The sequence below is a fragment of the Flintibacter muris genome (assembly GCF_943192995.1).
GTDB lineage: Bacteria > Bacillota > Clostridia > Oscillospirales > Oscillospiraceae > Lawsonibacter > Lawsonibacter muris.
The window spans coordinates 274,855-299,405 of record NZ_CALPCP010000002.1; the positions used below are offsets into that span (position 1 = coordinate 274,855).

At 52.2% G+C, this 24,551-nt stretch carries 24 protein-coding genes; all 24 read left to right on the top strand.

From position 1 onward, the window contains the following. Nucleotides 1–10: 10 nt before the first annotated feature. The 24 genes from rfbB to NFS22_RS03665 all read left to right on the top strand — a co-directional run bounded on the left by rfbB (nt 11) and on the right by NFS22_RS03665 (nt 24,537). Nucleotides 11–1,030, top strand: coding sequence for a dTDP-glucose 4,6-dehydratase (gene rfbB, locus NFS22_RS03550; protein WP_251316384.1), 1,020 nt, complete (start codon nt 11–13; stop codon nt 1,028–1,030). A gap of 32 nt (nt 1,031–1,062) precedes the next feature. Beyond that, entirely contained in the window at nt 1,063–2,124 is a 1,062-nt protein-coding gene (locus NFS22_RS03555) for an FkbM family methyltransferase (RefSeq protein ID WP_251316385.1), read from the top strand. A 16-nt stretch (nt 2,125–2,140) separates the two neighbouring features. Next, on the top strand, nt 2,141–3,085 hold the full coding sequence (locus NFS22_RS03560; protein ID WP_251316386.1) for a glycosyltransferase family 2 protein: 945 nt from the start codon (nt 2,141–2,143) through the stop codon (nt 3,083–3,085). Nucleotides 3,086–3,092: 7 nt separating this feature from the next. After that, a complete protein-coding gene (locus NFS22_RS03565; RefSeq protein WP_251316387.1) occupies nt 3,093–4,496 on the top strand; it encodes a radical SAM/SPASM domain-containing protein in 1,404 nt (467 codons plus the stop codon). Then, a complete protein-coding gene (locus NFS22_RS03570; RefSeq protein WP_251316388.1) occupies nt 4,493–4,990 on the top strand; it encodes a hypothetical protein in 498 nt (165 codons plus the stop codon). Before NFS22_RS03565 ends, NFS22_RS03570 begins: the two co-directional genes overlap by 4 nt. A gap of 302 nt (nt 4,991–5,292) precedes the next feature. Further along, on the top strand, nt 5,293–6,402 hold the full coding sequence (locus tag NFS22_RS03575) for an aldo/keto reductase (protein WP_251316389.1): 1,110 nt from the start codon (nt 5,293–5,295) through the stop codon (nt 6,400–6,402). 16 nt (nt 6,403–6,418) lie between these two features. Further along, nucleotides 6,419–7,075, top strand: a complete 657-nt coding sequence (locus NFS22_RS03580; RefSeq protein ID WP_251316390.1) for an acetyltransferase — start codon at nt 6,419–6,421, stop codon at nt 7,073–7,075. Beyond that, nucleotides 7,072–7,806 carry an SDR family NAD(P)-dependent oxidoreductase gene (locus NFS22_RS03585; RefSeq protein WP_251316391.1) on the top strand — a complete coding sequence of 245 codons (735 nt, stop codon included), beginning with the start codon at nt 7,072–7,074 and terminating at the stop codon, nt 7,804–7,806. Before NFS22_RS03580 ends, NFS22_RS03585 begins: the two co-directional genes overlap by 4 nt. After that, nucleotides 7,803–8,636, top strand: a complete 834-nt coding sequence (locus NFS22_RS03590; protein WP_251316392.1) for a transketolase — start codon at nt 7,803–7,805, stop codon at nt 8,634–8,636. The genes NFS22_RS03585 and NFS22_RS03590 overlap by 4 nt, the downstream gene beginning before the upstream one ends. Beyond that, nucleotides 8,633–9,610, top strand: coding sequence for a transketolase family protein (locus NFS22_RS03595; RefSeq protein ID WP_251316393.1), 978 nt, complete (start codon nt 8,633–8,635; stop codon nt 9,608–9,610). The genes NFS22_RS03590 and NFS22_RS03595 overlap by 4 nt, the downstream gene beginning before the upstream one ends. Continuing rightward, a complete protein-coding gene (locus tag NFS22_RS03600) occupies nt 9,607–10,686 on the top strand; it encodes a LuxE/PaaK family acyltransferase (RefSeq protein ID WP_251316394.1) in 1,080 nt (359 codons plus the stop codon). The genes NFS22_RS03595 and NFS22_RS03600 overlap by 4 nt, the downstream gene beginning before the upstream one ends. Further along, the gene (locus tag NFS22_RS03605; protein ID WP_251316395.1) at nt 10,667–11,848 is read left to right on the top strand and encodes an acyl-CoA reductase; all 1,182 of its coding nucleotides are present in this window, start codon (nt 10,667–10,669) and stop codon (nt 11,846–11,848) included. Before NFS22_RS03600 ends, NFS22_RS03605 begins: the two co-directional genes overlap by 20 nt. Continuing rightward, a complete protein-coding gene (locus tag NFS22_RS03610) occupies nt 11,835–12,602 on the top strand; it encodes an SDR family NAD(P)-dependent oxidoreductase (RefSeq protein ID WP_251316396.1) in 768 nt (255 codons plus the stop codon). Before NFS22_RS03605 ends, NFS22_RS03610 begins: the two co-directional genes overlap by 14 nt. Nucleotides 12,603–12,631: 29 nt before the next feature. Next, nucleotides 12,632–14,443: a thiamine pyrophosphate-binding protein gene (locus NFS22_RS03615; RefSeq protein WP_251316397.1), complete on the top strand. Its 1,812-nt coding sequence runs from the start codon at nt 12,632–12,634 to the stop codon at nt 14,441–14,443. 29 nt (nt 14,444–14,472) lie between these two features. Continuing rightward, nucleotides 14,473–14,712, top strand: coding sequence for an acyl carrier protein (locus tag NFS22_RS03620; RefSeq protein WP_251316398.1), 240 nt, complete (start codon nt 14,473–14,475; stop codon nt 14,710–14,712). An 83-nt stretch (nt 14,713–14,795) separates the two neighbouring features. Further along, a complete protein-coding gene (locus tag NFS22_RS03625; RefSeq protein WP_251316399.1) occupies nt 14,796–15,566 on the top strand; it encodes a class I SAM-dependent methyltransferase in 771 nt (256 codons plus the stop codon). Between the two features lie 33 nt (nt 15,567–15,599). Next, on the top strand, nt 15,600–17,012 hold the full coding sequence (locus NFS22_RS03630) for an AMP-binding protein (protein WP_251316400.1): 1,413 nt from the start codon (nt 15,600–15,602) through the stop codon (nt 17,010–17,012). 138 nt (nt 17,013–17,150) lie between these two features. After that, nucleotides 17,151–17,867, top strand: a complete 717-nt coding sequence (locus NFS22_RS03635; protein ID WP_251316401.1) for a thioesterase II family protein — start codon at nt 17,151–17,153, stop codon at nt 17,865–17,867. Then, nucleotides 17,857–18,945 (top strand): LuxE/PaaK family acyltransferase, encoded by a 1,089-nt coding sequence (locus NFS22_RS03640; RefSeq protein WP_251316402.1) that lies wholly within the window; start codon nt 17,857–17,859, stop codon nt 18,943–18,945. Before NFS22_RS03635 ends, NFS22_RS03640 begins: the two co-directional genes overlap by 11 nt. Beyond that, nucleotides 18,926–20,146 (top strand): acyl-CoA reductase, encoded by a 1,221-nt coding sequence (locus NFS22_RS03645; protein WP_251316403.1) that lies wholly within the window; start codon nt 18,926–18,928, stop codon nt 20,144–20,146. The genes NFS22_RS03640 and NFS22_RS03645 overlap by 20 nt, the downstream gene beginning before the upstream one ends. A 99-nt stretch (nt 20,147–20,245) precedes the next feature. Further along, nucleotides 20,246–21,391 carry a motility associated factor glycosyltransferase family protein gene (locus NFS22_RS03650; protein ID WP_251316404.1) on the top strand — a complete coding sequence of 382 codons (1,146 nt, stop codon included), beginning with the start codon at nt 20,246–20,248 and terminating at the stop codon, nt 21,389–21,391. Nucleotides 21,392–21,450: 59 nt separating this feature from the next. Continuing rightward, nucleotides 21,451–22,425 carry a radical SAM/SPASM domain-containing protein gene (locus tag NFS22_RS03655; protein WP_251316405.1) on the top strand — a complete coding sequence of 325 codons (975 nt, stop codon included), beginning with the start codon at nt 21,451–21,453 and terminating at the stop codon, nt 22,423–22,425. Nucleotides 22,426–22,445: 20 nt separating this feature from the next. Beyond that, nucleotides 22,446–23,438, top strand: coding sequence for a UDP-N-acetylglucosamine 4,6-dehydratase (inverting) (gene pseB, locus NFS22_RS03660; protein WP_251316406.1), 993 nt, complete (start codon nt 22,446–22,448; stop codon nt 23,436–23,438). Nucleotides 23,439–23,448: 10 nt separating this feature from the next. Further along, nucleotides 23,449–24,537, top strand: coding sequence for a radical SAM/SPASM domain-containing protein (locus NFS22_RS03665; RefSeq protein ID WP_251316407.1), 1,089 nt, complete (start codon nt 23,449–23,451; stop codon nt 24,535–24,537). The last annotated feature ends 14 nt before the right edge of the window (nt 24,538–24,551 follow it).

The window sequence follows — 24,551 nt, forward strand, 5'->3', positions numbered from 1 at the left end:
AAATACATTTATGACGGTTTTGGTAACGGGAGGCGCCGGTTTTATCGGCGCAAACTTCATATTTTACTGGCTGAAAGCCCACCCCGGTGACCGGGTGCTCTGTGTGGATAAATTAACCTACGCCGGGAATCTGTCCACCCTGTCAGCGGTGCTGGAACATCCTGATTTTCGCTTTGTCAAAACGGATCTCTGTGACCGGGAGGCGCTGGACCGGCTGTTTGCAGAGGAACACCCCGGCACGGTGGTGAACTTCGCGGCGGAGAGCCATGTGGACCGCTCTATCGAGGACCCGGAGGTCTTCCTCCGGACCAACGTGATGGGGACGGCGGCCCTGCTGGATGTCTGCCGGAAATATGGGACGCTCCGCTTTCACCAGGTGTCCACCGACGAGGTCTACGGGGATCTGCCCCTGGACCGCCCAGGCCTACGGTTTACTGAGGAGTCCCCCCTGCGGCCCAGCTCGCCTTACAGCGCCTCCAAGGCCTCAGCCGACCTGCTGACCCTGGCCTGCTTCCGGACCTACGGCCTGCCTGCCACGGTGTCCCGCTGCTCCAACAACTACGGGCCCTGGCAGTTTCCGGAAAAGCTGATCCCCCTGATGATTGCAAATGCCCTCCAGGATAAGCCCCTGCCGGTGTACGGCACAGGAAAAAATGTCCGGGATTGGCTGTACGTGGAGGACCACTGTAGAGCTATCGACCTGATTTTACGGAGAGGTAAGCCCGGAGAGGTCTACAACGTCGGCGGGAACTGCGAAATGAACAATCTTGCTATGATAAAGCGTGTCTGCCAGGAACTGGGGAAGCCGGAGAGTTTGATTACCTATGTGACAGACCGAAAGGGCCACGACCTGCGCTACGCCATTGACGCTGGGAAGCTCCAGCAGGAGCTGGGCTGGCAGCCGGCGACCCGCTTTGACGAGGGCATCCGGCAGACCGTCCGCTGGTATCTGGAACACCGGAGCTGGTGGGAGGAGATCGTCTCAGGAAAGTACCTGGACTACTATGAGAAAATGTATGGGGACCGGTGAAAGCCACTAAAAATGCAAAGGAGCATCTGTAAATGAATATATTTGAAGAAACAATCCATGAGATTAAAGTTTCTCCGTATCCATTAGTTATTTATGGTGCCGGTTGGGTCGGCGAGGCAATATACACCTATCTGAAAAAGAATAATATAAATATCTATGGCTTTGCCGTTGACCGGGGCTTCTTACCGGAGAATAAAAGTTTAGATGGATTGACTATTTTTGATATGGATGAGCTCCTTAAAACGGCGCGATATAATGTGATTCTTGCCTTTGTCGACTGCCCTGCCAATAAAATAGAGCAGTTGGAGAGCCATGCTAATGTGAACAAGTGTTACCAAATTGATTTTGTTGGCAAAAATGCGGCTGGTTGGGATGGTCAAATGTATGATAGTTTTTTGAATGAGAATGAAGCAATTTTGACTAGATTGCGAGAAGACCTTTCTGACAAGGCATCTAAGCAGGCGCTGGATGAATTTATTCACCAAAGGAATACAGGTGTATTCTGCAAGCCTTATTCTCATAAACCGGAGTATTTTGATGATGAGATCATATTGCTGTCAGAAGACGAGGTGTTTGTTGACTGTGGAACCTATGATGGAGACAGTATTTTGGCATTCTGTGATGCGTTGAAAGAGAAAGGTATTTCCGGCTACAAAAAAATATACGCTTTTGAAGCGGATGAGGGTAATGCGCACAAATTGAGGAAAAATTTGTCCAGGCTGGAAAATGTGCAACTGATTGTGAAAGGTGTATATGACAAGGTGTGTACACTTCATTTTTCGGAAAGCGGTACGATGGGTTCTATGGTTGCGGATGAAGGAAGCAGGATTGAGGCGACAACAATTGATGAGACTATAGGCGACGAAGAAGTAACGTTTATTAAAATGGATATAGAGGGATGTGAGTTGAAAGGGCTGAGGGGTGCAGAAAAGACAATTAAGCGCTGGAAGCCTAAATTAGCGATTTGTGTCTATCATCGCGTGGAGGATTTGGTCACGATTCCCCAGTATATTCAGAGCTTGCGTCCGGACTATAAGCTATTTTTCAGAAATTACCGCCAGATTGGGCTGGACTCTATCATCTATGCCATATAAATGGGGAGTAATCAGGATGGATTTACAAAAGCAGGTAGATATCAGTGTTATCGTTTTGAGTTTTTTCCATGAAACATATATTGCTCAGGCGTTAGACAGCATTTTAGATCAAGAGACCAGTCTCCGGTACGAGGTTTTGATTGGAGACGACGCGTCTCGGGACCGAACGCCGGAGATCATCAAGGAGTATGCGGCCCGATACCCAGATGTTATTTTTCCTACCCTGCGTGAAGAAAATGTAGGGGCAAATCAAAATGGGACAGAGCTGTTGGAGCGGGCGCGGGGGAAGTATATCGCAATATTGGAGGGAGACGATTTCTGGCTGGACCCGTACAAGCTGCAAAAACAGTGGGGATTTCTGGAATCCCATCCGGAGTACAGTGCTTGCTGCGGAAAATGTCTGATTGTAGATGAAAACGGACAGCCGGACTACACACAGGTTCCCCATTTTGTCTGGAACAAAAAGATTTTTACCTTGGATGACTTGATCGAAAGCTGGAATGTGCCCGGACAGGCGGGCACCATGATGTACAGGCGTGTGACAGATACAGACCCTGCGCTGAGCCATATTCATCGCAATGTAGGGGACAAGACCAGTGTGCTGGTACTGCTGTCCAAGGGGCCGATTTATTGCAGTAACGAGGTTCTGTCTGCTTACCGCCGTGTAGACAAAAGCGGAAAACACAACTGGTTTTCCATTCACCACAGCAACCCGTACCGAAACTACGATATGTTTATGTACCCATGCAAGCTGGAAACCTGGGCCAGGAAGCATATGGACCTGCCCCGGAACAAGCACTTCGGAAAACGGAGCGAGTACCGGTTCTGCCGGTTCGTGGAGGAACTGGTGAGAGAGCCGTCTTGGACAAGGGTGAAATATCTGGCCGAGATGGTGGCGGGCAGCCATCAGCCGGCCAAGTATGGCTGGACAATTCTGAAAGCACTGATTGAAATGGAGTGAATACATTATGAAATTTTGTGAGAGACCTTTTAATAGTATTTATTTGCCGCCCAGCGGTGAAGTTTGGCCCTGCGCCTGGATGCACTTTGTGATGGGGAGTCTGAACGATCAGGATTTGGATGAAATTTGGAACAGTGATGCGGCAAAGGCGGCGCGTGAAACAATTTTGGACGGTTCCTTCGCATTCTGCCGGAAAACCTCCTGCCAGTTTATTGAACGGGGAACACTGCCGGATCTGTCCGAGGAGGAAATAAAAGAGCGGGCTGTTGCCGCGGAGTCGCCGGAACTTATTACTGTGGCGAACGATAAGATTTGTAATATTGCCTGCACAACCTGCCGTACATCCCTTTTCTGTCCGGAGGAGGGGTACCGTGAGAAGCTGGATGTGATGCTGGAGCGGCTTTTGCCTGTTCTAAATCGCGCGAAGCATGTGGATTTAAATGGGTACGGTGAGTTTTTGGCAAATCCCAGCTTTGTGAAGCTGCTGGAAAGGCTGCGTCCGGAGCGGGAGGATTTTCAGATTACATTTGAAACTAATGGCATCCTGTTTGACGAGGAGCATTGGGCGAAATTTTCTCATTTGCAGGACTACTATCTGAATGTTGTTGTGACCATAAACAGCCTGCGGCGGGAGACCTATCAGTATCTCACCGGCGGATTTGATAAGCTGGAGCAGGCTTTGAACAATTTGAAATTTCTCAGCAGACTGCGCAGAGAGAATAAGATTAACTGGCTGATGGTAACTATGGTGGTCCAGGACTCCAATTTCTGGGAAATTCCGGAGTATGTGCGTACATTTGCCCACTCAGAGGATTACGAGGCAGACCAAATTATACTGAAACCGGTCTACAACTGGTATGGGATGAAGCATGATACCTACTGGTTTAAAAATATTCTTAATCCGCTTCATCCCTATCATAAAGCTTATCTGAGAATATTAGAGGATGACTGCTGGAAGGAGCCGAAGGTGCTCAACTGGGGCTGCCACAATATCCGTGAGGCCAGGCTGCACCCCCTGAGCCATGAGCAGATTAATAACCAGCTTCTGCTGAAAATCTATGAAAATGACAAGGGGATGTCCCCGGAAGATTACCTTGGAGCAGCTGTGAAACGTGTGTGTGGAAGCCGAATCGGCGTTTACGGGGAGGATGAATTTTCCCAGGCAATGCTCCGGCTGCTGCAAAAGACAGATGTGGAGCTTGCTTTCCGGCTGACTCGGTTTAAGGACGAGGAGGGAGAAATTCCCACAATTTCGCTGCAAAATCTCCGCCCGGAGATGGCGGATGCTATCCTGATGCTGGACTCCTACGATCAGGCGCATTGGACGGATAACCTGCGCAACCGGAAATTCCAGGGGCCGATTGTCAATTTGGAGGAACTGCTGAACGAGGATAAGGAAAACAAACAATGAGCAGGGGTATTATTTGGGGAACAGCCGGAGTGTTGGCAGGCGCTGTCGCTGGAGGCGTGCTGGTAAAGAAGGTCTGGCTGGACAAGTACCGCAAACAGAAAAATGAGCTGGGCACCATCAGCCGGGAGCGGGACTTGCTCTACACCTGGCTGATGTTGGAGCAGAAGGGCGCGGATTTTTCGGAATACTTTTTGACTCACGGATACAAAACCGCAGCAATTCTCGGCATGAACCGGGAAGGAAGGCGCCTCTTTGACGCACTGAAGAAACATGAGAAAATCTCTGTTGAATTTGGTGCGGAGATCGACAACTTCGCGGCGGTACATGAGTCGCTGACCGTCTACCGGGTAGGAGACGACCCGCTGCCCGAGGCGGACTGCATGGTGGTCTGCGATTTGGAGCGGGTTCCGGAAAAACTCGCAGCAGTCAAAAAGGAATTCCAAGGAGATGTTGTGACACTGACCCAGATATTATCTTGGCTATTGAACCGTTAAGATCTGGCTGGTGAGATTAAAAGTATTTAGAGAAAGTAGTTGGCAGATAATGTATGGTCTTATCAAAAGCGCACAAGAATCTTATAACTATCTACAAGACGATTTATCAAAGAAAATTTTCATGGCTCGTCTAGTTGTAGATATTGAGCCATCTATGTCAAATATAATATATCATCAGCCAGGGGATATGCTGGCGATCATGGACTATTTGCATGAATCAGTGCCAGAAGACCGCTATCGGCTGCGTCATTTTATTATGAAACAGTGCTATATGCCTCAATAGATTAGAGGGGGGTGTATCTGTGAAAAAATTGGGATTTGGCTGCCTGCGTCTCCCATTAACTGACGAGTTGGGGGGAGCGGTGAATCAGGCGCTGTTTAACCGGATGGTGGACCGTTTCATGGAAGCGGGATTCAATTACTTTGACACAGCCCATTCCTACCTGAATGGGAAAAGCGAGACAGCAATTCGTGAGGGGCTGGTAAAGCGCTACCCTCGGGAAAGTTTTCTGCTGACGGACAAGCTCACCACGCCGCTGTTCAAAACAGAGGCGGATATCCGCCCTCTGTTTCAGGAACAGCTGGAGGCCTGCGGGGTGGAGTATTTCGACTACTACCTGATGCACGGACTGAGTGAACGGCTCTATGAGCGGTTTGTAAACTGCAACGCCTTCGATGTAGTGTTGGGTCTCAAGGCGGAGGGGAAGGTGCGTCATATAGGCATCTCCTTCCATGACAAGCCTGCTGTGCTGGAGCGGATACTTCGGGAACACCCTGAAATTGAGGTGGTCCAGATCCAGCTTAACTACGCTGACTATGACGATCCGATTATCGAAAGCGGTGCGGTGTATGAGGTCTGCCGGAAATTTGGCAAGCCCATCCTGGTTATGGAGCCGGTGCGGGGCGGCGGCCTGGCCCACCACCTGCCGGATGAGGCCAAAAAAATATTGGAAGACCTCCATGGCGGCAGTCCTGCCAGCTATGCCCTCCGCTATGCGGCGTCGTTTGAAGGTGTGGTAACGGTACTCAGCGGCATGAGCAATATGGAGCAGGTGGAGGACAACGTCAGCTTTATGAGTGACTTCCAGCCTCTGACCGAACGGGAGCTGGAGGCGATCGATCAGGTACGGGATGTCCTGAAACGGCAGGACCTGATCCCATGCACCGGCTGCCGGTACTGCATGGAGGGGTGCCCCCAAAATATCCTGATTCCCAGGTTATTTGCCTGCATGAATGAGCGGAAAAAGCTCAAGGATTGGAATAACTACGGTACTTATCTCCACTATACCACGAAGTACGGCAAAGCCAGCGACTGCATTGGCTGTAGCCAATGCGAACAGGCATGCCCGCAGCGCCTGCCTGTGAGGAAACTTCTAAAGGAAATTGCCGTGGTGTACGACCACTGTGAGTAAAAGGGGAAGATGACCAATGAAGCTTGCCATATACGGTACCGGCGGATCGGGGCGGGAGCTGTACGAGATCATCACTGTTACCAGGGAGTGGGATGGAAGATGGGAAGAGATTGTCTTTATTGACGACACCAAGCCGGAGGGGGAATTTCTCTCCTGCCGGATGGTTCCTTTTGCCTCTTTCTGCGAATTATTCCCGGCGGATGATATTGAGGTGGCCATTGCGATCGGTGAGCCGGCGGGACGGAAGGCACTTTACGAGCGGGTGACCGGAGCCGGCTACCATCTGGCGACTATCATCCATCCCACCTGTGCCCTGAGCCCCAGTGCGGTATTTGGACAGGGTGTAATTGTGAAGGACAGCGTGTCCATTTCAGCGGGGGCCGTTATTAAAGATAACGCCTACATAAATGGTATCTCCATGATTGGACACGACGTAGAGATTGGCGAGCACTGCCAGATATCCAGCCATGCGGTCATTGCCGGGAACACGAAGGTTGGCCCGGGGGTATATGTGGGCATCTCAGCCTGTGTCCGGGACCACATTGAAATTGGCGAAAACGCCATTATCGCCATGGGTGCGGTAGTGATGAAAAGTGTCCGTCCGGGGCGGACCGCCATGGGAAACCCGGCCCGGGAGATTGCGGAAAATAAGGATCATCAGGTGTTTAAATGAGAAAGACAGTTATCATTACCGGGGCGAACCGGGGAATCGGGCGGGCGTCTGTAAAGGCTTTCGCGGAACAGGGCTACGACATCTGGGCCTGCGCCCGAAAGCCCAGTGAGGCCTTTGAGGCGGACATGGCGGCAGAGGCGGCACGGACCGGTGCGTCCATCACGCCGGTCTGCTTCGATCTGCTGAATGAGGAAGAGGTCCGGGCGGGCGTGAAGCAAATCCTGAGGGAAAAGCGGGATGTAGACGTGCTGCTCAACTGTGCCGGGATTCCCTGCGGCGGGCTGTTTACCATGACCCCTCTGGACAAGCTGCGGGAGGTCTACCAGGTGAACGTCTTCGCCCAGGTGCAGATCATGCAGTTGGTGGCCCGGCGGATGATGCGTCAAAAGCGGGGCTGTATCATCAATCTGTGTTCGGTGGGGGGCATTGAGGCCCAGCCTGGCTACCTGGCATACGGCTCCAGCAAAGCGGCCATGATCTGGATTACCCGGTGCGCCTCCCGGGAACTGGGACCCTACAACATCCGGGTGAACGGCATTGCTCCCGGCCTTATTGATACGGACATGGGCGGCTTTAAGCCGGAGGCGGAGCGGGACAAGGTGCTGGGCCGAACCAGTCTGGGCCGTCTGGGCCGTCCGGAGGAGGTCGCGGCGGCGGCGGTGTATCTGGCGTCGGAGGACGCGTCCTTTATGACGGGCCATATTATGGTATTGGACGGAGGCAGGATATGAGCGAGCTTGCAGAAAAAACCCTACGGCTGACTGAGATGGCCAGGCGGATACGGCTGAACGCCCTGGACATGGCGCTGGCGGCGGGGAGCGGAGGCTCCCACGTGGGGGGCAGTCTGTCCTGCATTGAGATATTGGCGGTGCTCTACGGGGAAGTTTTGCGCTTTGATGCCAAAAATCCTCTGGACCCCAATCGGGACCGCTTTATCCCCAGCAAGAACCACTGCGTGCTGGCTCACATCCCGGCTCTGGCTGAGGCGGGCTTCATCCCCCGTGAGGAGATTTTGGAGTTCCAGAAGGACGGCGGACGGCTGACCGGCTACCCCCGCCGGCCGGAAATCGGCCTGGAGTACTCCGGCGGCAGCCTGGGCATGGCCCTGTCCGTGGGCATTGGGATGGCACTGGCGGCCCGGGAGCAGGGCCGGCCCTCCAAAATTTACATTCTGATGGGGGACGGCGAGTTGAACGAGGGCAGCGTGTGGGAGGGCTTTATGTCCGCCACCCACTACGGCCTGGACAACCTGACGGCCATCATTGACCGCAACCGCCTGTCCTACGACGGGGACACCGAGGCGGTGATGGGGCTGGACAGTTTGAAAGACAAGCTGGCCAGCTTCGGCTGGCATGTGTCACAGTGTGACGGCCACAACGCCCAGGCGCTGCTGGAGGCTTTCTGGGATACCGAAAGGGGCCACCCCCACGTTGTGATTGCCGAGACGGTGAAGGGAAAGGGAATCTCCTTTGCGGAGAACCGCCCGGAGTGGCACCACCACCGCCTGTCCCAGGAGGAGTATGACCGGGCCAGAGGAGAAATTTTGGGAGACAGTCTATGAAGTACACACCGGCAAATATCAAAATGTGGGCCAGAATGGGCCAGCGGGGGGCCGTTTTTGGAATTGCCCTGCCGGATATCGCCGCCGGAAAAGAGCGGGTCAAGCTGCTGACGGCGGACCTGGCCCTCCTGTCCGGTATGGAGCGGTATGTGAAAAAATACCCGGACAAGTTCCTGAATGTGGGTATTGCGGAGCAGAATATGATCGGAATTGCCGCCGGGCTGGCTATGGAAGGATACTGCGTCTTCGCCTCCACCTATGCCTCTTTTATTGCGGTGCGCAGCCTGGAGCAGGTCCGGCAGAACCTGGCCCATATGGGCTGCAACGTGAAGCTAATCGGCTCCAGCGCCGGGACGGCGGCGGCCAAGTCGGGCATCTCCCACTGGGCCACTGAGGACCTGGCCTTTATGCGTGCCCTGCCCAAGCTGACGGTGCTCTCCCCGGCGGACAGCCTGGAGGCTGTGAAAATGGCCCGGTGGGCGGCGGACATGGAGGGTCCGGTGTACCTGCGTCTGAGCGGGGGACTGAGCTGTCCTGTGGTCTACGAGGAGGACTATGAGTTTATCCCCGGTAAGCTGGTCAGGCTCCGGGAGGGGGACGGCCCCGCCGTCATTGCCACGGGACTGATGGTCAGCGAGGCACTGAAGGCAACGGCAATGTTAGAGGAGCGGGGAATTTCCTGCGCCCTTTACAATATGCACACTATAAAGCCTGTTGATAAAGAGGGCCTGTCAGAGATATTTGCCCGGCACAGCCTGGTGGTCACGGTGGAGGAGCACATGGTGACCGGCGGCATGGGCAGCGCCGTGGCGGAGTACAAGTCTACCTTGTCCAACGGGCCCAGGCAGGTGTTTTTGGGCTTTCAAAACACCTTCTGCCAGGCGGGAAGTCAGCGCTATGTCTGGGAACAGGCTGGGCTGACGGACACTCAGCTTGCGGAGCGAATTGCACAGGAATGGGAGAAAGAGGCATGATTGAGGATTTCCACCAACTGAATCCCTACAGCCTGGAGAAGGCAGAAAAGAGTCGGATGCTCACAGAGGAGCTGAAGGAGCTCACCCGCTTTCACCGGGAGCGCTGTCCGGAGTACGCCAATTTTTTGGAGACCGTGGGCTATGATGAGACAAAGGTGACTGCTCCAGCAGATATCCCCTTTTTCCCGGTGCGGCTGTTCAAGGAGTTCGACCTTTTGAGTATCGGCCGGGAGGAGGTCTTCAAGACCATGACCTCCTCGGGCACCACGGGCCAGCGGGTTTCCAAAATCTTTGTGGATCAGAAGACCGCTATGCTCCAGCAGAAGGTGATGCTCCGCATTCTGGGGGACTTTTGGGGGAAGGGCCGGCTGCCCATGCTGGTGGTGGATACTCCGGCGGTGTTGAAGGACCGGAAGTCCTTCACCGCCCGGGGGGCGGCCATTCTGGGCCTGCAGTTTGCCGCCTGGGAGATGGTCTTTGTCCTCAACGACGACATGACGCTGAATGTGGACAAGCTGCGGGAATTTACCGAGAAATACCAGGGAAAGCGGTTTGTCATTTTCGGCTTTACCTTTCTGGTGTGGCAGCACTTCTACCGAGAGCTGCTCCGGCTGAACCAGTCCTTCGACCTGTCTGAGGCCTTCCTTATGACGGGGGGCGGCTGGAAGAAGCTGGAGAGTGAGGCGGTCTCTCAGGAGGAATTCAAGCGGCGGCTCCGGGAGACCTGCGGTATCCGCCATTTTCTGGACCACTACGGCATGGTGGAGCAGACCGGCACGATCTACGCCGAGTGCGAGTGCGGCCACCTCCACGCCAGTATCTATTCTGATGTCATCATCCGGGATCACCGGGACTTTTTCCCTCTTCCCGCAGGAAAACGGGGGATCATTCAGGTGGTCTCCATCCTGCCCCGTTCCTACCCGGGACATTCCCTTCTCACCGAGGACGAGGGGGTTATTCTGGGGGAGGACGACTGCCCCTGCGGGCGGAAGGGCAAGTATATCCAGATTCTGGGGCGCATGAAAAGCGCGGAGCTGAGGGGGTGCAGTGATACCTATGGGGCTGAGTTCCGATAATTTGACCTTTTTGGTGGGGAATCTGGAGCGGCTGCGCCAGATGCCTGAGACCCCCGCCCTTCCCGCCTTTTCAGAGCGGGCGGTGAATTTTTTGGCAAGCCTGTCCCGTCTGCTTCTCCGGGATAAGCGGGGCAGTGTAGACGTGAAGTCCTACGCCTACTGGATTCGCCGGGCCTCACTGGAGACGGCCGCCCGGGAGGGAGTTTTTCAAAACCGGCTGGGCCGGGGGGTGGCCCTGCATATCGCCCCCTCCAATGTGCCGGTAAACTTTGCGGTGTCTATGACCTCCTCCCTTCTGGCGGGGAACTGTACCGTGGTTCGGGTGTCCGCCAAGCCCTTTCCCCAGGTGGACCTGATCTGTGAGGCCATCAACCTCCTTTTGGACGGGGAGTGTGCCGGTATGCGGCCTTACATCTGCGTCCTGCGCTATGAGCACAGCGGGGAGATTACCCAGGCCCTGTCCTCCATGTGCGACCTGCGGGTGATCTGGGGCGGGGACCGCACCATTGAGACCATCCGCCAGGCGCCGCTGCCTCCCCGGGCGGTGGAGCTGGCCTTTGCGGACCGGTACTCCATCGCTGTCATTGACACGGAGACCTATCTGGAGCAGAATCCGGAAGAAATTGCGAAGAAGTTTTACACAGATACCTACTACACAGACCAGAACGCGTGCAGCTCCCCACGGCTGGTGGTCTGGCTGGGGGACAGAATCCAGGAGGCCCGAGAGTGGTTCTGGGGTGCGCTGGGGAAGATCGTCCAACGGGACTACCACATGCAGTCCATCCAGGCTGTGGACAAGTATTCCGCTGTCTGTGCCCTGGGCATGAGCCGCCCCGGCGTCCGGTATGTGCCCGGGGATACCCTGGTGGTGCGGGCGGAGCTGGACCGGCTGACGGCGGATGTGATGGACTATAAGTGCGGCGGCGGCTGTTTCTTTGAGTATGCCGCCAGGGACCTGGAGGAGATCGTCCCGGTGCTGACCAAGCGCTGTCAGACGGTGGCGGTGCTGGGTGTGGACCGGGAGCGGGTCCGGGAGCTGGTGTTCTCCAGGGGTGTTCGAGGGGTGGACCGAATAGTCCCCCTGGGCGGGACCATGGAGCTGTCTTTTACCTGGGACGGCTTCAAAATGGTGGAGAGCATGAGCCGGTATGTCTATGGATGAGGTGATTGAGATGCTGCTGAAAGGAAAAACGGCTGTGGTCACCGGCTGCAGCCGGGGGATCGGCAAGGCGATTCTGGAGCGCATGGCCGCCAACGGCGCGGATGTGTTTGCAGTGGTGCGCCGGGAGAGCCCGGAATTTGCTGAGCACTGCGCCAGTCTTTCGACGGAGCACGGTGTGGAAATCCAGACTGTTTATGCGGATTTTGAAAGCGAGGACGAGGTGACCGCCGCCGCAAAGAGCATCCTGAAAACCAAGCGGCAGATCGACATTCTGGTCAACAATATTGGAATCGCCTTCCCTCAGCGAATGCTGGCTATGACCCCTATGGGTGCAGTCAAAGAGTCCTTTCAGGTGAATGTCTTTTCCGGTCTTCTGTTCACGCAGTTGATTAGTAAGAGTATGATGCGGGTCAAACAGGGCAGTATTGTATTTCTGTCCTCCTCCGCCGCATTTGACGGAGGTTCGAATATTGAGTATTCCGCAGGGAAAGCCGCTGTGTTGGGTGTGACCCGGCGGCTGGCAGTGGAGCTGGGGGCCTTCGGTATCCGGGTGAACGCCGTTGCCCCTGGCCTGACCGACACGGACATGGGCAGAATGACCAGCGAGGAGGTCAAAACCATTGCCTTGAGTAGGAATATCATGAAGCGGCTGGGCCAGCCGGAGGAGATTGCGGATGCGGTGGTCTTCCTTGGGTCAGACCTCTCCCGGTTTATGACAGGTCAGGTGCTGCGGGTAGACGGCGGTTTGTTGTAAGTTAACTGTGTTGTGGTAAGGAGTATGTTATGGCAATGATACGAGTAGCGGACTACATTATGAAGCGGATTTATGAGGAAGGGGTTCGGCATCTGTTCTATGTTCCGGGGGGACAGTGTGTCTACCTTACGGACGCCCTGCGCAGAATTGACGGCATCCAGGGTGTGGCAATGCACCATGAGCAGGCGGCAGCCATGGCGGCACTGTCCTATGCGCTCATAAACGAGAACTTTGGCGCCTGCCTTGTGACAACCGGATGTGCGGGGACGAACACCATGACTGGTGTACTTCATGCGTGGCAGGATAGTATCCCCTGCATCTTTATATCAGGACAGCAGAACTATCATCAAACGATTAAGGCATCCGGCCTGCCTCTGCGTGCTGTTGGTGTACAGGAAGCGGATACGGAAAGCATCATGAAGCCTGTTACAAAATTTTCTGTGACCGTAGAGAGCGAGGATAAAATCGGCTATTACATGGACAAGGCGATTTATCTGGCAAAAGAGGGGCGGAAGGGGCCGGTCTGGGTTGATGTGCCGCTGAATGTTCAGAACGCTGTAGTTAACGAGGAGCGGCTGGAACGCTTTGTACCGGAGGCTGTGGAGTTGCCCAGGGCCGCCGAGGAGGATGTGCAGTATGCGGCGCAGGCGCTGAGGCATGCGCAGCGGCCGGTGATTCTGGCCGGGCACGGTATCCGAAGCGCTGGAGCGATTGAGGAATTCAAGCGTCTGGTTGAAAAGATATCGATCCCTGTGACATTTACAAGGTTTTCTTATGACTTTTTACCCTCTGACCAGCCTTTGCATATGGGAATCGTGAGTGCTTTGGGAGGAGCCTCCCGCTATGGGAACTTTACCATTCAAAACGCTGATCTGGTGCTCAGTATCGGCTGCCGGCTCCATTCTGATACGACAGGGACAGAGTTTGAAAAGTTTGCCAGAGAGGCAAAGATCATTGCAGTAGACATTGACGGGGTGGAACACAGCAAAAAAAGCGTTAAAATTGACCGTTTTATTCTTGGAGACGCAAAGGATTTTCTGACTAAGCTGAATGCAGTTGAGTTGGGACGGACTTCCCAAGTGTGGCTGGACAAATGCCGCCATTGGAAGGAAATTTTCCGGCATCAAAGCGAATGGGATGAGCCGGATCATCTGGTTGATTTGAAGGTATTTATGGAACGGCTGTCCCTGAAGATGCCGGAGCATAGCGTATTGATTTCTGACGCGGGCCTGACTGGAATTACCGTTCCGGCGGCCAGCCGGATCAAGGCGTCGGACCGGGTTATCCCCTCTTTTGTCCAGGGTGAGATGGGCTACTCCCTGCCGGGGGCCTGCGGGATTGCCGTGCTGGCGGAGGGCCCGGTGATCTCCTACACTGGCGACGGCTCCTTCATGATGAATTTGCAGGAGCTGCAAACGGTGGTCCGGAATCAGTTCAATATCAAGATTGTCATCATGAACAACAACGGCTATTCCGGTGTCCGCCACGGCCAGCGGGCCCATTTCCGGGGAAAGACCATTGGCACCGATCCCAGCAACGGTCTGGACTTTCCGGACTATGGAAAAATCGCCGCCGCTTTCGGTATCGCCTATTGCAAAGTGGAGAATACCGGACAGATCGACCAGGGAATCGACCAGATTTTGGTTTCTGAGGGCCCCTTTATCTGTGAGGTCATGTGCGATCCGGACCAGTTCGACCTCCACAACGCCCTGGTGACCTACGGCAAGCGGAAGTTTGGCTTCCGTCCCATTGAGGACCAGTCCCCCTTTATTGACCGGGAGACCTTCTTCCGGGAGATGATTGTGGAGCCGCTGGAGGAGAGCTATGGGACGCCCGTATAACCAAAATACATTGTAAAAAGGTGATTGCTATGACGAATTTGGAAAAATACAACCAGGCCTTTGTGGAGGCTCTGGAAATTTCGGAGGATCAGCTTCCCGGTTTGGAATACCAGGGCATTGAGCAGTGGGACTCCGTGGGCCACATGGGTCTGGTGGCCACCCTGGAGGATGCCTTCGATATTATGATGGACACGGATGACATTATTGATTTCAGTTCCTACGAGAAGGGAAAAGAGATTTTGTCCAAGAGTTACGAGATTGAATTCTGAGGATTAGAGAGGGTGGATTGATGAAGTGCTTTGTCTGTGGTTCAGAAATGAAGGGCTATTTTAGAAAAAAGATGTTGCCGGAGATGCCGGAATGGGAATATGTACGGTGTGAAAACTGCGGCCTTGTCCTCTGCCAAACGGTTTATGAAATGTCGGATAGGGAATGGAAACAGATCAATGACGGATGTGGAGAAAAATTTGGGCATGATGAGGACCCGGACGACCCTCGCTGGGTAGAGCGGCTGAACTGTCAGGCAAAGCTGTTTGCAGGGCTGGCCGACCAAGGTGTTTGGGAACCGGAGATGCGCTTTGTGGACTACGGCTGTGGAGACGGGAAGCTGGCGGACTATGTGCAAAATGAGCTGAATGTCAGCAAAACAGGGATGTCTTCCTCCCATAAGCTCCTGAAATATGAAAAATTTATCCGCCCGGAAGGAGAAAACGACTTTTTGCGGGATGAGGACATGAAGCCCGGCAGCTTTGATATGGTAGTTTCCTGTTCTGTGTTTGAGCATCTGCTGGGCAGGCCTGATGTGGATGAAATTATCGGCCTGCTGAACGACAAGGGGACGCTCTGTATGCATACTCTGGTCTGCGAAGAGGTGCCGCAGGACCCGGACTGGTTCTATCTGCTGGGCGGACACTGTACGCTGTGGACAAACAAGAGTATGGCCCTGCTGTTTGAGCAGTACGGCTTTGCAGGCTGTGCCTATCATGTAGAGGGGCGTATGTGGTTCTTTTTCAAGGACAGGCAGCGGTTTGAGCAGCTGAGGAGCAAAGCTCCGTCCATTCCAGGTGAATGGGTGTTTTCCGACAAATTTGTGGACTACTGGAAGCAAAAGCCCTATCGCTGAAACTTATGTGGTCCAAAAGAGGGAGGATTACAGATGATCTGGGACTTACAAAAATACCATGACAATACGGCCATACTGGATGAATACGGCGTATCCCTGACCTATGGAACGCTGGCCGAAGAGGGGCAGCGCCTTGCGGATGCCATAGGACGCCGCTGTCTGGTGTTTGTCCTGTGCAGGAACGAGATTGGCGCACTGGTGGGCTATACCGGTCTGATTAACGGCGGATGTGTTCCCCTTTTGCTGAACAGCCATATGGACGGTGAGGCCTTGACAGGGCTGCTGGAAACCTATCAGCCTCCCTATTTGTGGGCGCCGGAGGACAAGCTGGATGCTTTCCCGGGTATGACGCAGGTGTACAGCGCCTTTGGCTGCTGTCTCCTGCGGACCGGTTACGGGACTGAGTACCCCCTGCATCCAGACCTGGCCCTGCTGCTGACCACCTCCGGCTCTACCGGAAGTCCCAAATTTGTCCGCCAGAGCTACAGAAATATCCGTGCCAACGCTGAATCTATCGCGGCCTATCTGGAGCTGGATAAGACAGAGCGCCCAATTACCACCCTGCCCATGAGCTACACCTACGGTCTGTCCATCATCAACAGTCATCTTCTGGTGGGAGGGACACTGCTGCTCACCGAGAAGTCCCTGATGCAGCGGGAGTTCTGGTCCTTCTTCAAGCAGGGAGGGGCGAGCTCCTTCGGAGGGGTACCCTATACCTACGAGATGCTGGATAAGATGCGTTTTGACCGGATGGAGCTGCCCTCTCTGCGCACCATGACCCAGGCGGGAGGCAAGCTGTCCCCGGCACTGCATAAGAAGTTCGCTGAGGATGCTCAAAAGAAGGGCAGACGGTTTGTGGTGATGTACGGACAGTGCGAGGCTACCGCCCGGATGGCCTATCTGCCGGCGGAGAAGGCGGTGGAGAAATGCGGGTCCATGGGGATTGCCATCCCCGGAGGAAAATTCTGCCTGATCGACGCTGACGGCGGGCAGATTATCACTCCCGGCGTCACCGGCGAGCTGGTCTATGAGGGGGCAAATGTGACCCTTGGCTACGCGGAGCGGGGAGAGGACCTGGCCAAGGGGGACGAGCGGGGCGGTGTGCTCCAGACTGGTGATATGGCAAAATTTGATGCGGACGGCTACTATTACATCACTGGCCGGAAAAAGCGCTTTTTGAAAATTTATGGCAACCGGGTGAACCTGGATGAGGTGGATGGACTGGTGAAGGAAAAATTCCCGGCCCTGGACTGTGCCAGCGCCGGGGTGGATGACCATTTGTATGTGTTTATCACAGACAGGACCCAAGGGGAGGCTGTGAAGGACTTTTTAGTCCGCCGGACCAAGCTGAACCCGGCGGCTTTCCAGGTGATTGCCATTGAAAAGATTCCCAAAAACGACGCGGGAAAGACGCTTTACCGGGAGCTGGAGGCCTATTATACCTAGAGCAATATGACACCAGAGCTGTGGAGGCGGCTGTGGCCGCCCGCAGAACCGAATGGGCCTGTCTGCAATAGGCGGGCGGCCACAGGCCGCCCATACATGTGGCGGCAGATTATAGAAAGTCAGAAGGGGGGATATCCAATGCAGATGTTTTGCTTTCCCTACGCGGGGGGCACAGCGGATTTTTTCAGCCAGCTGGAGCCTTGGTTTCCCCCTTCCGTTGAACTGGTAAAACTGGAGTATGCCGGCCACGGTGCAAGGTGTCAGGAGCCTTTTTATCAAAATTTTTCCCAGCTGGCAGACGACCTGTACCAAACAGTCAAGGGCCTGTACTGCCCCGGCGGGGAGTATACCCTCTTCGGCTACAGCATGGGGAGCGTTGCGGCGGTGGAGGTTCTGGTTCGAGTTCTTCAGGACGGCCAGCTGCCTCCTCCAAAGCGGGTGTTTTTGGCGGCCCATGAGCCCTGTACCAAGCGGGAGCTTCTGCGCTTTCGGGGGGATGAGGCGGATGAGTGGGTCAAGCGGCGGACCATCTCCCTGGGGGGCGTGCCGGAAAGACTGCTGGAAAACCGGACCTTCTGGCGGGTGTATTTGCCCCTCTACCGGGCGGATTACACCCTGATTACCAATTACGACTTCGACAAACTGACCCTTGCCTGTGAAATTCCCCTGACCGGCCTGTATGGAGCTCAGGATATTGTTCCGGAGGAGATGTGGGGTTGGAGAAAGTATTTTCAAGGTGAGTGTGAGTTTGTGGAATTTGAAGGAGGCCACTTCTTTATTACACAGCGCCGTCAGGAGCTGGCGGAGTTGATTGTAGACCGCATGGAGGGGGGAGCGGGTACAGATGGAATTTGAGGAGCTTTTACAGATTGAGCCCTACTCCCTGAACAGCAGGGAGAAGGAGCGGCTGCTGTCCAGGCGGCTGAATGAGCTCACCCGGCTCCACCGGGAGAACTGCCCCGCCTACGCCCGTATTCTGAACAGCTTTTCCCAGGCGGCGGAGGGCTCCGGGTTGGAGGACATTCCCTTTCTGCCTGTCCGCCTGTTTAAGGAGCTCACTCTGCGCAGCGTCCCGGAGGAAGCGGTGGTCAAAACCATGACCTCCTCCGGCACCGGCGGGCAGGCGGTATCTAAGATTGATCTGGATCGGACAACCGCCTCTAACCAGCAGAAGGGGCTGGTGAAAATTGTGTCCAGCTTTACCGGTTCCGGCCGGATGCCTATGATTATTATCGACTGCCCGTCGGTGGTGAAGGATAGGCGGATGTTCTCCGCCCGGGGGGCGGGCATTCTGGGCTTCTCTATCTTTGGGACCAAAAAGCTCTACGCTCTGGATGATGAGATGGGGCTGGACGTGGAGGGACTGCGGGAGTTTTTGGAGGTCCACCAGGGCAAGACCATCCTCCTGTTTGGCTTCACCTTTATGGTCTGGCAGCACTTTTACCGGGAGCTGCTCCGGCTGAAAGAGGAGGGCGTAACCTTCGACCTGTCTGACTGTATCCTGATTCACGGCGGAGGCTGGAAAAGGTTGCAAAGCGAAGCGGTAGGCCAGCAGGAGTTCCGCCGCCGCCTGAAAGCGGTGTGCGGACTGGACTGGGTCCATGACTACTACGGCATGGTGGAGCAGACCGGCTGTATTTACATGCAGTGCGAATGCGGGCACCTGCATGCCAGTGTCTTCTCTGATGTAATCGTCCGCCGCCCTCTGGACTTTGGCGTGTGCGGGGTGGGGGAGCCAGGGATTTTACAGGTGCTCTCCACCATACCGGAATCCTACCCAGGCCACTCCCTGCTGACGGAGGACGAGGGGGTTCTTCTGGGGGAGGACGACTGCCCCTGCGGCCGAAAGGGCAAGTATTTCAAGGTGACCGGCAGACTGAAAAACGCGGAACTGAGGGGGTGCAGCGATACCTATGCGGCAGGCTATCAGTAAAGAGGAGCAAGCGGTTTTGGAGCGGCTGACCTACCTCACTGGAGACCCGGATACAGTGGCCGGGATGGACGCTCTGCCTACCCGTCCTCCCTTCGACGGGGAGGTGCTGGAGTTTCTGAATGATGTCTCCAAGCCCCTTCTCACTAACGGAAGGGAGTACCCGGATGTGGTGACCTTTGCCTTTTGGATTCGGAAGGCGTCTACCCAAAGTCTGAAGGACCGATTTTCCCGGGAGGACGGAAACCTGCGATTTGGCCGGGGCACGGCCTTCCATATCGCTCCCTCCAACGTGGCGGTGAACTTCGCTTATTCCTTGGCAGCGGGACTGCTGACCGGAAACGCCAATATCGTCCGGCTCCCCACCAAGCGTTTCCCTCAGGCGGAGTTGATTTGTAAGGCCGTCAACACAGTTCTGGAACAATACCCCGGCCTGCGGCCCTACATCTGTCTGGCCCGGTATGACCGGAACCGGGATGTCAACGACCTGCTGTCCCGTCTGGCGGATACCAGAATCGTCTGGGGAGGCGACGCCACCATTGCGGAGCTGCGAAAATCCCCGCTGGCCCCCAGGGCGGGGGAGATCACCTTTGCAGACCGGTGCTCCCTGGCGGTGATTGACAGCGAATGGTATCTGGAAAAAGCGGACCGGCACCGGACCACTCAGAATTTTTACAACGATACCTTCCTCACCGACCAGAACGCCTGCACCAGCCCAAGGATTGTTGTCTGGTTAGGTGAACGCCGGGCGGAGGCGAAGGAGGCGTTCTGGGGTGCGCTCCATGAACTGGTAAAGTCCCGGTATGAATTCCAGCCGGTGCAGGGGATCGACAAACTGGTGAAAAGCTGCTTGCTGGCAGCGGGGCAGGAGGGTGTTCAAGTCCAGCCCCGTCCGGATAACCTGATTTACAGAGTTGCGGTGCCTGCTCTTTCAAAAGACCTCCTGGACCAGACGGGAAATTCCGGTTATTTCCTGGAGTATGACTGCGGGAATATCCTGGAACTGCGGGAGCTGTGTAATGACCCTCGATGTCAGACGGTCGCCTGTATCGGGGAAAAGGGAACGCTGATATCGCTGCTCAAGACTGGAATTAAAGGAATCGACCGGGTTGTCCCGGTGGGGAAAACCATGGATTTTGATCTGATCTGGGACGGGTATGACCTGTATGAACGGCTGACCCGGTTGATTCAGATGGTTGGATGAGACCTGATCTGTAGTCCAAGGGAAGATCTTCCCTTCGCTTTTCTGCGGTGAAACCGCAGAAAGATTGTATTCAAAGTGAACTGGAAAGAGAGTGTTTATATGCTTCAGTTAGACCCTCGGCTGATTGCCGACCTTGTAGGCAAAGATTTGATTGCCTTTGGAACTGGCGGAATCGGAAAGATGTTAATTCCCTATTTGGCACAAGAACCGGATATTAAACTCCATGGCGTGACCAACAGCAGAGTTACTACAGTGGATGCTGGTACTTTTTTGGATACAAGACTTCCCATTCGCAGTCTTGATACCTGGGCGAAGCTAATACCGGAGGCGACGATCTTATTATGTGTCATACGAAAAAATGAAGCATCTGCTTGGTCTGCATGTGAGGCGGCTGGCTTTAAGAAGATTATTATTGCTCCCTTTTATCTAATAGAGATGCTTCAGGACTTATATAACCCTGGTCGAATGCCAACCGCTCACCCCATGCTGCGGATGATGTGCCTAGCCAACGAGTTGCGGGATATCCATAAAGCGTCATTTGCAGAGTTCAAGGGCTGTCATCGGGGACAGACAGTTGCAGTAGTGGCGACGGGGCCTACACTGAATTATTATACTCAGGTGAAGGGAATTCCGCACATTGGAACAAACGCGAGTTTTTTAAAAGAAGGAATGAGCTTAGATTACTACTTTATACGTCATTATGAACGAGAATGGTGTGACAAGTTAAAAGAATATAATTTTATAAAATTTTTTGCAAGAAATGAATGGACTGAGCAGCATCATGACTATGATAGATTTCCAGAGTATCTGATTGAAGAAAATAATGGTCGGAGATTTTTTACTGGAGAGCCAAATAATGAATTATATGAGGATATAACCTATTATCCCTTGATGGGGGGGTATTCGATTATCTTTCAAGCACTGCAATTTGCAGTATTTACAAGACCAAAGCGAATTTTGCTGATTGGTTGCGATTGCTCATATAATGGACATTTTGATGGTACACCTCTTGTTTCGTCAGTAACAGTTTTATTACCTGCGGAGCGTTTTGTACCACAATGGATAGAAGCATATAAGAAGTTAAAATTATTTACAGAACAGCACTATCCGGATATGGAGATTATTTCTGTCAATCCGGTAGGACTGAAGGGGATGTTTCGTGACATGTATACTGAGAGTTATTTGGAGGAACATCCAGAGATAAATCGTACAGAATGTGAAATTTTTGATGAGATAGAGCTTTAGGATAGCTGGTTATTCTTTGTAGCGTAGATAGTATCAGATTTGCAAAGGAGGAAAGTATAATGGGTTCTCAAAAACGAGAATTAAGGCTGGATAGGCCAATTGTTTTTTCGGAGACCCCACCATTTCCGCATAATATGCTAATGGAGTTAGCAAATATTTGTAATCATGAATGTGTGTTTTGTGGTTATAAAAATATGAAACGCAAGAAAATGATGTGTGATAAGCATTTCATGTTTGATATTATGAAGCAAGCATATGAAAACGGCACACGTGAAGTCGGTTTTTATATGATTGGAGAACCATTTATTTGCAACGATTTAGCGGAATATGTTTCTTGTGCCAAAGGTCTTGGCTATGAATATATTTACTTAACGACAAATGGTGCGCTAGCAACAGTGGAACGTTGTAAGGAACTGATTTCTGCAGGGATTAGCAGTATTAAATTCTCAGTAAATGCATCGACCAGAGAAAGTTATATTGCCGTTCATGGCAGAGATGATTTTTATATAGTTAGGGAAAATATTTTTAACTTAAAGAAGTATTTGGAAAATAATAAAATCAATGTGCCATTATTCATTTCCTTTGTAAAAAATGAACTCAATAAACATGATGTCGAAAAATTAGAGAGGGAATTTGATTCTGTAGTGGATAAAATATATGTTTTTCCCTGTGCAAATCAAGGAGGGACGATGAAGAGGAAACTGCTTGATCAAGGGATTGTCAAAGAAGACGAGATGTTCCCCGGATCTGTTGCTCCTTGTGCAATGTGTTTTAATAGGCTTCATATTACATGTGAGGGATATCTCAATGCTTGCTGTGCAGATAGTGATGGATATTTGTCAGCGATTGACTTGCATCAAACTTCACTAATTGATGCATGGAATTCTGAAATAATGATTGAATTGCGAAGAAAGCATCTTCGAAATGAATTAAGTGGACTTTTATGTCAAAACTGCATCAACAATACTGAAGAGATATTTTCACCGCTCAATAAAGATCTATGCCTAGCTTTTAGTAACGAGAAATTAAGCTGATTTGATAAGGGGGGATTATAATGCTGAATGATAAAACAATTCTAATTACAGGCGGGACTGGCTCTTTTGGGAACCACTTTACAAGCTATGTTTTGCAGCACTATAAACCTAAAAAAATTATTATTTACTCTCGAGATGAGTTCAAACAGTTTCAAATGCGCAACCGCTTGATGGAGTACGATTCAATTATGCGTTATTTTATCGGTGATGTGCGTGATGAAGCCAGAATGAGACGGGCCTTTGAAGGGGTGGACTATGTCATCCACGCTGCGGCGCTGAAACAGGTTCCAGCCTGCGAGTATAACCCCAACGAGGCCATTAAAACCAATATCCATGGTGCGATGAATGTAATTGAAGCGGCTTTGGATACAAGTGTTAAGCGGGTTGTTGCGCTGTCTACAGATAAAGCGGTAAACCCTGTTAATCTGTATGGTGGAACGAAGCTGGTGTCGGACAAGCTATTTATAGCGGCTAACGCATATTCTGGCTTTAAAGATACTCGGTTTGCCATTGTCCGTTATGGAAATGTAGCAGGCAGCCGGGGCTCAGTCATCCCGTTTTTCCACAGCTTGGTGGAGGCCGGAGAGACAGAGCTGCCTATTACGGACTTGGAAATGACGCGCTTTTGGATCAGCCTGGAGCAGGGCGTAGAGTTGGTTATTAAAGCACTGGCGGAATCCAAAGGTGGAGAGACCTTTATTGCCAAAATTCCTTCCTTTAAAATTACGGATTTGGCTAAGGCAATTCTACCGGGCTGCACAATGAAAGAAGTTGGTATTCGTGAAGGTGAGAAGCTCCATGAGGTGATGATTACTAAAGAAGATTCTTTACATACTTATGAGTACAGTAAGCATTTTGTTATTTATCCTCACATGTCTTGGTGGACAGAAAAGAATGCTGTGCCAGGGGGAAGACCGGTGATGCGTGGATTTGAATATTCTTCTGGTACAAACAGTCAGTGGTTGTCTGTAGATGATTTACAGGAACTGTTGCAAAAGGTTTTTGAGCTCTGATTGCTGACTTATGAGAAAATTGCAAAAAAGTTTAAAAAAGAAAGGAAAAAGTGAAAAAATGAGCAAAAATATGGATAAAATATGCGGGGGGGGGGTGCTCGATGACATTTCGGTTAATAGAGGTGTCACCGATGTAGAAGCAGAAAATCGAGGACATGTTACAAGATATGATGTATCGAATATGCTTGAGAAATTAAAAAGAATTCATGGCCAGCGTTTTATAGATTATCGAAATGCATGGGATCAGACATGCAAGTGTGAGGAAGCGTCAGAATATCCTCTTTTCATTGAACTGGCAATAAATTCTGACTGCAACATGCGTTGCAAAATGTGTGCAAGAAGTTTTGATGAAACTTTGAACAGCAAGCATATCAATATGCCATTGGAAATGGTTGATACCATCGTTGCGCAATGTAAAGATTTTCATTTGCCCGCAATTTTGATTGGTCAGGAATCTGAATGTCTTTTACATCCAGAGCTCAAAGAAATCGTACGCAGAATTCGTATGATCGATCCAGTAGATTTCTTTCTGATTACAAATGGGACTCTTTTAAATAAAGAACTGTCAAAATTTTTGATAGATTTTGGTCTGGACAGACTCGAAGTATCAATTGATGCAGCCACAAGTGAAACCTATAAAAAAATACGGGGCGGCAGCCTGGAAATGTTGGAACGCAATATTGCTGACTTTTTAGATGCCAGAACTGAAATGGGAAGTGAAAGACCATTTCTTAGAGTTAGTTTTTGCAGACAGCAAGATAATTTAATGGACGAAGAAATATTTTTAAATAAATGGGCCAAAGTCGCGGATATGGTAGATTTTCAAGACTATATCGATTTCTCCAATACTACATATCTGAAAGACAGAGAATATAAAGAATATCACTGTCCTGATCCCTTCCAGAGATTAGTTATAGATTATAATGGAGATATATTTGGGTGTTGTTCCTTTGGGTATAATCATTACTTCAAGGTAGGGAATCTAAAGGACATTTCTATTTTAGATGCCTGGAATTCAAGAATGATGAAGGAACTCAGGGAAAGTTTTATCAGGCAGGATTTGAAAAAGCCATGTTTAAACTGTCGTGCAAATCGTTGAGGTATAATCTTTTT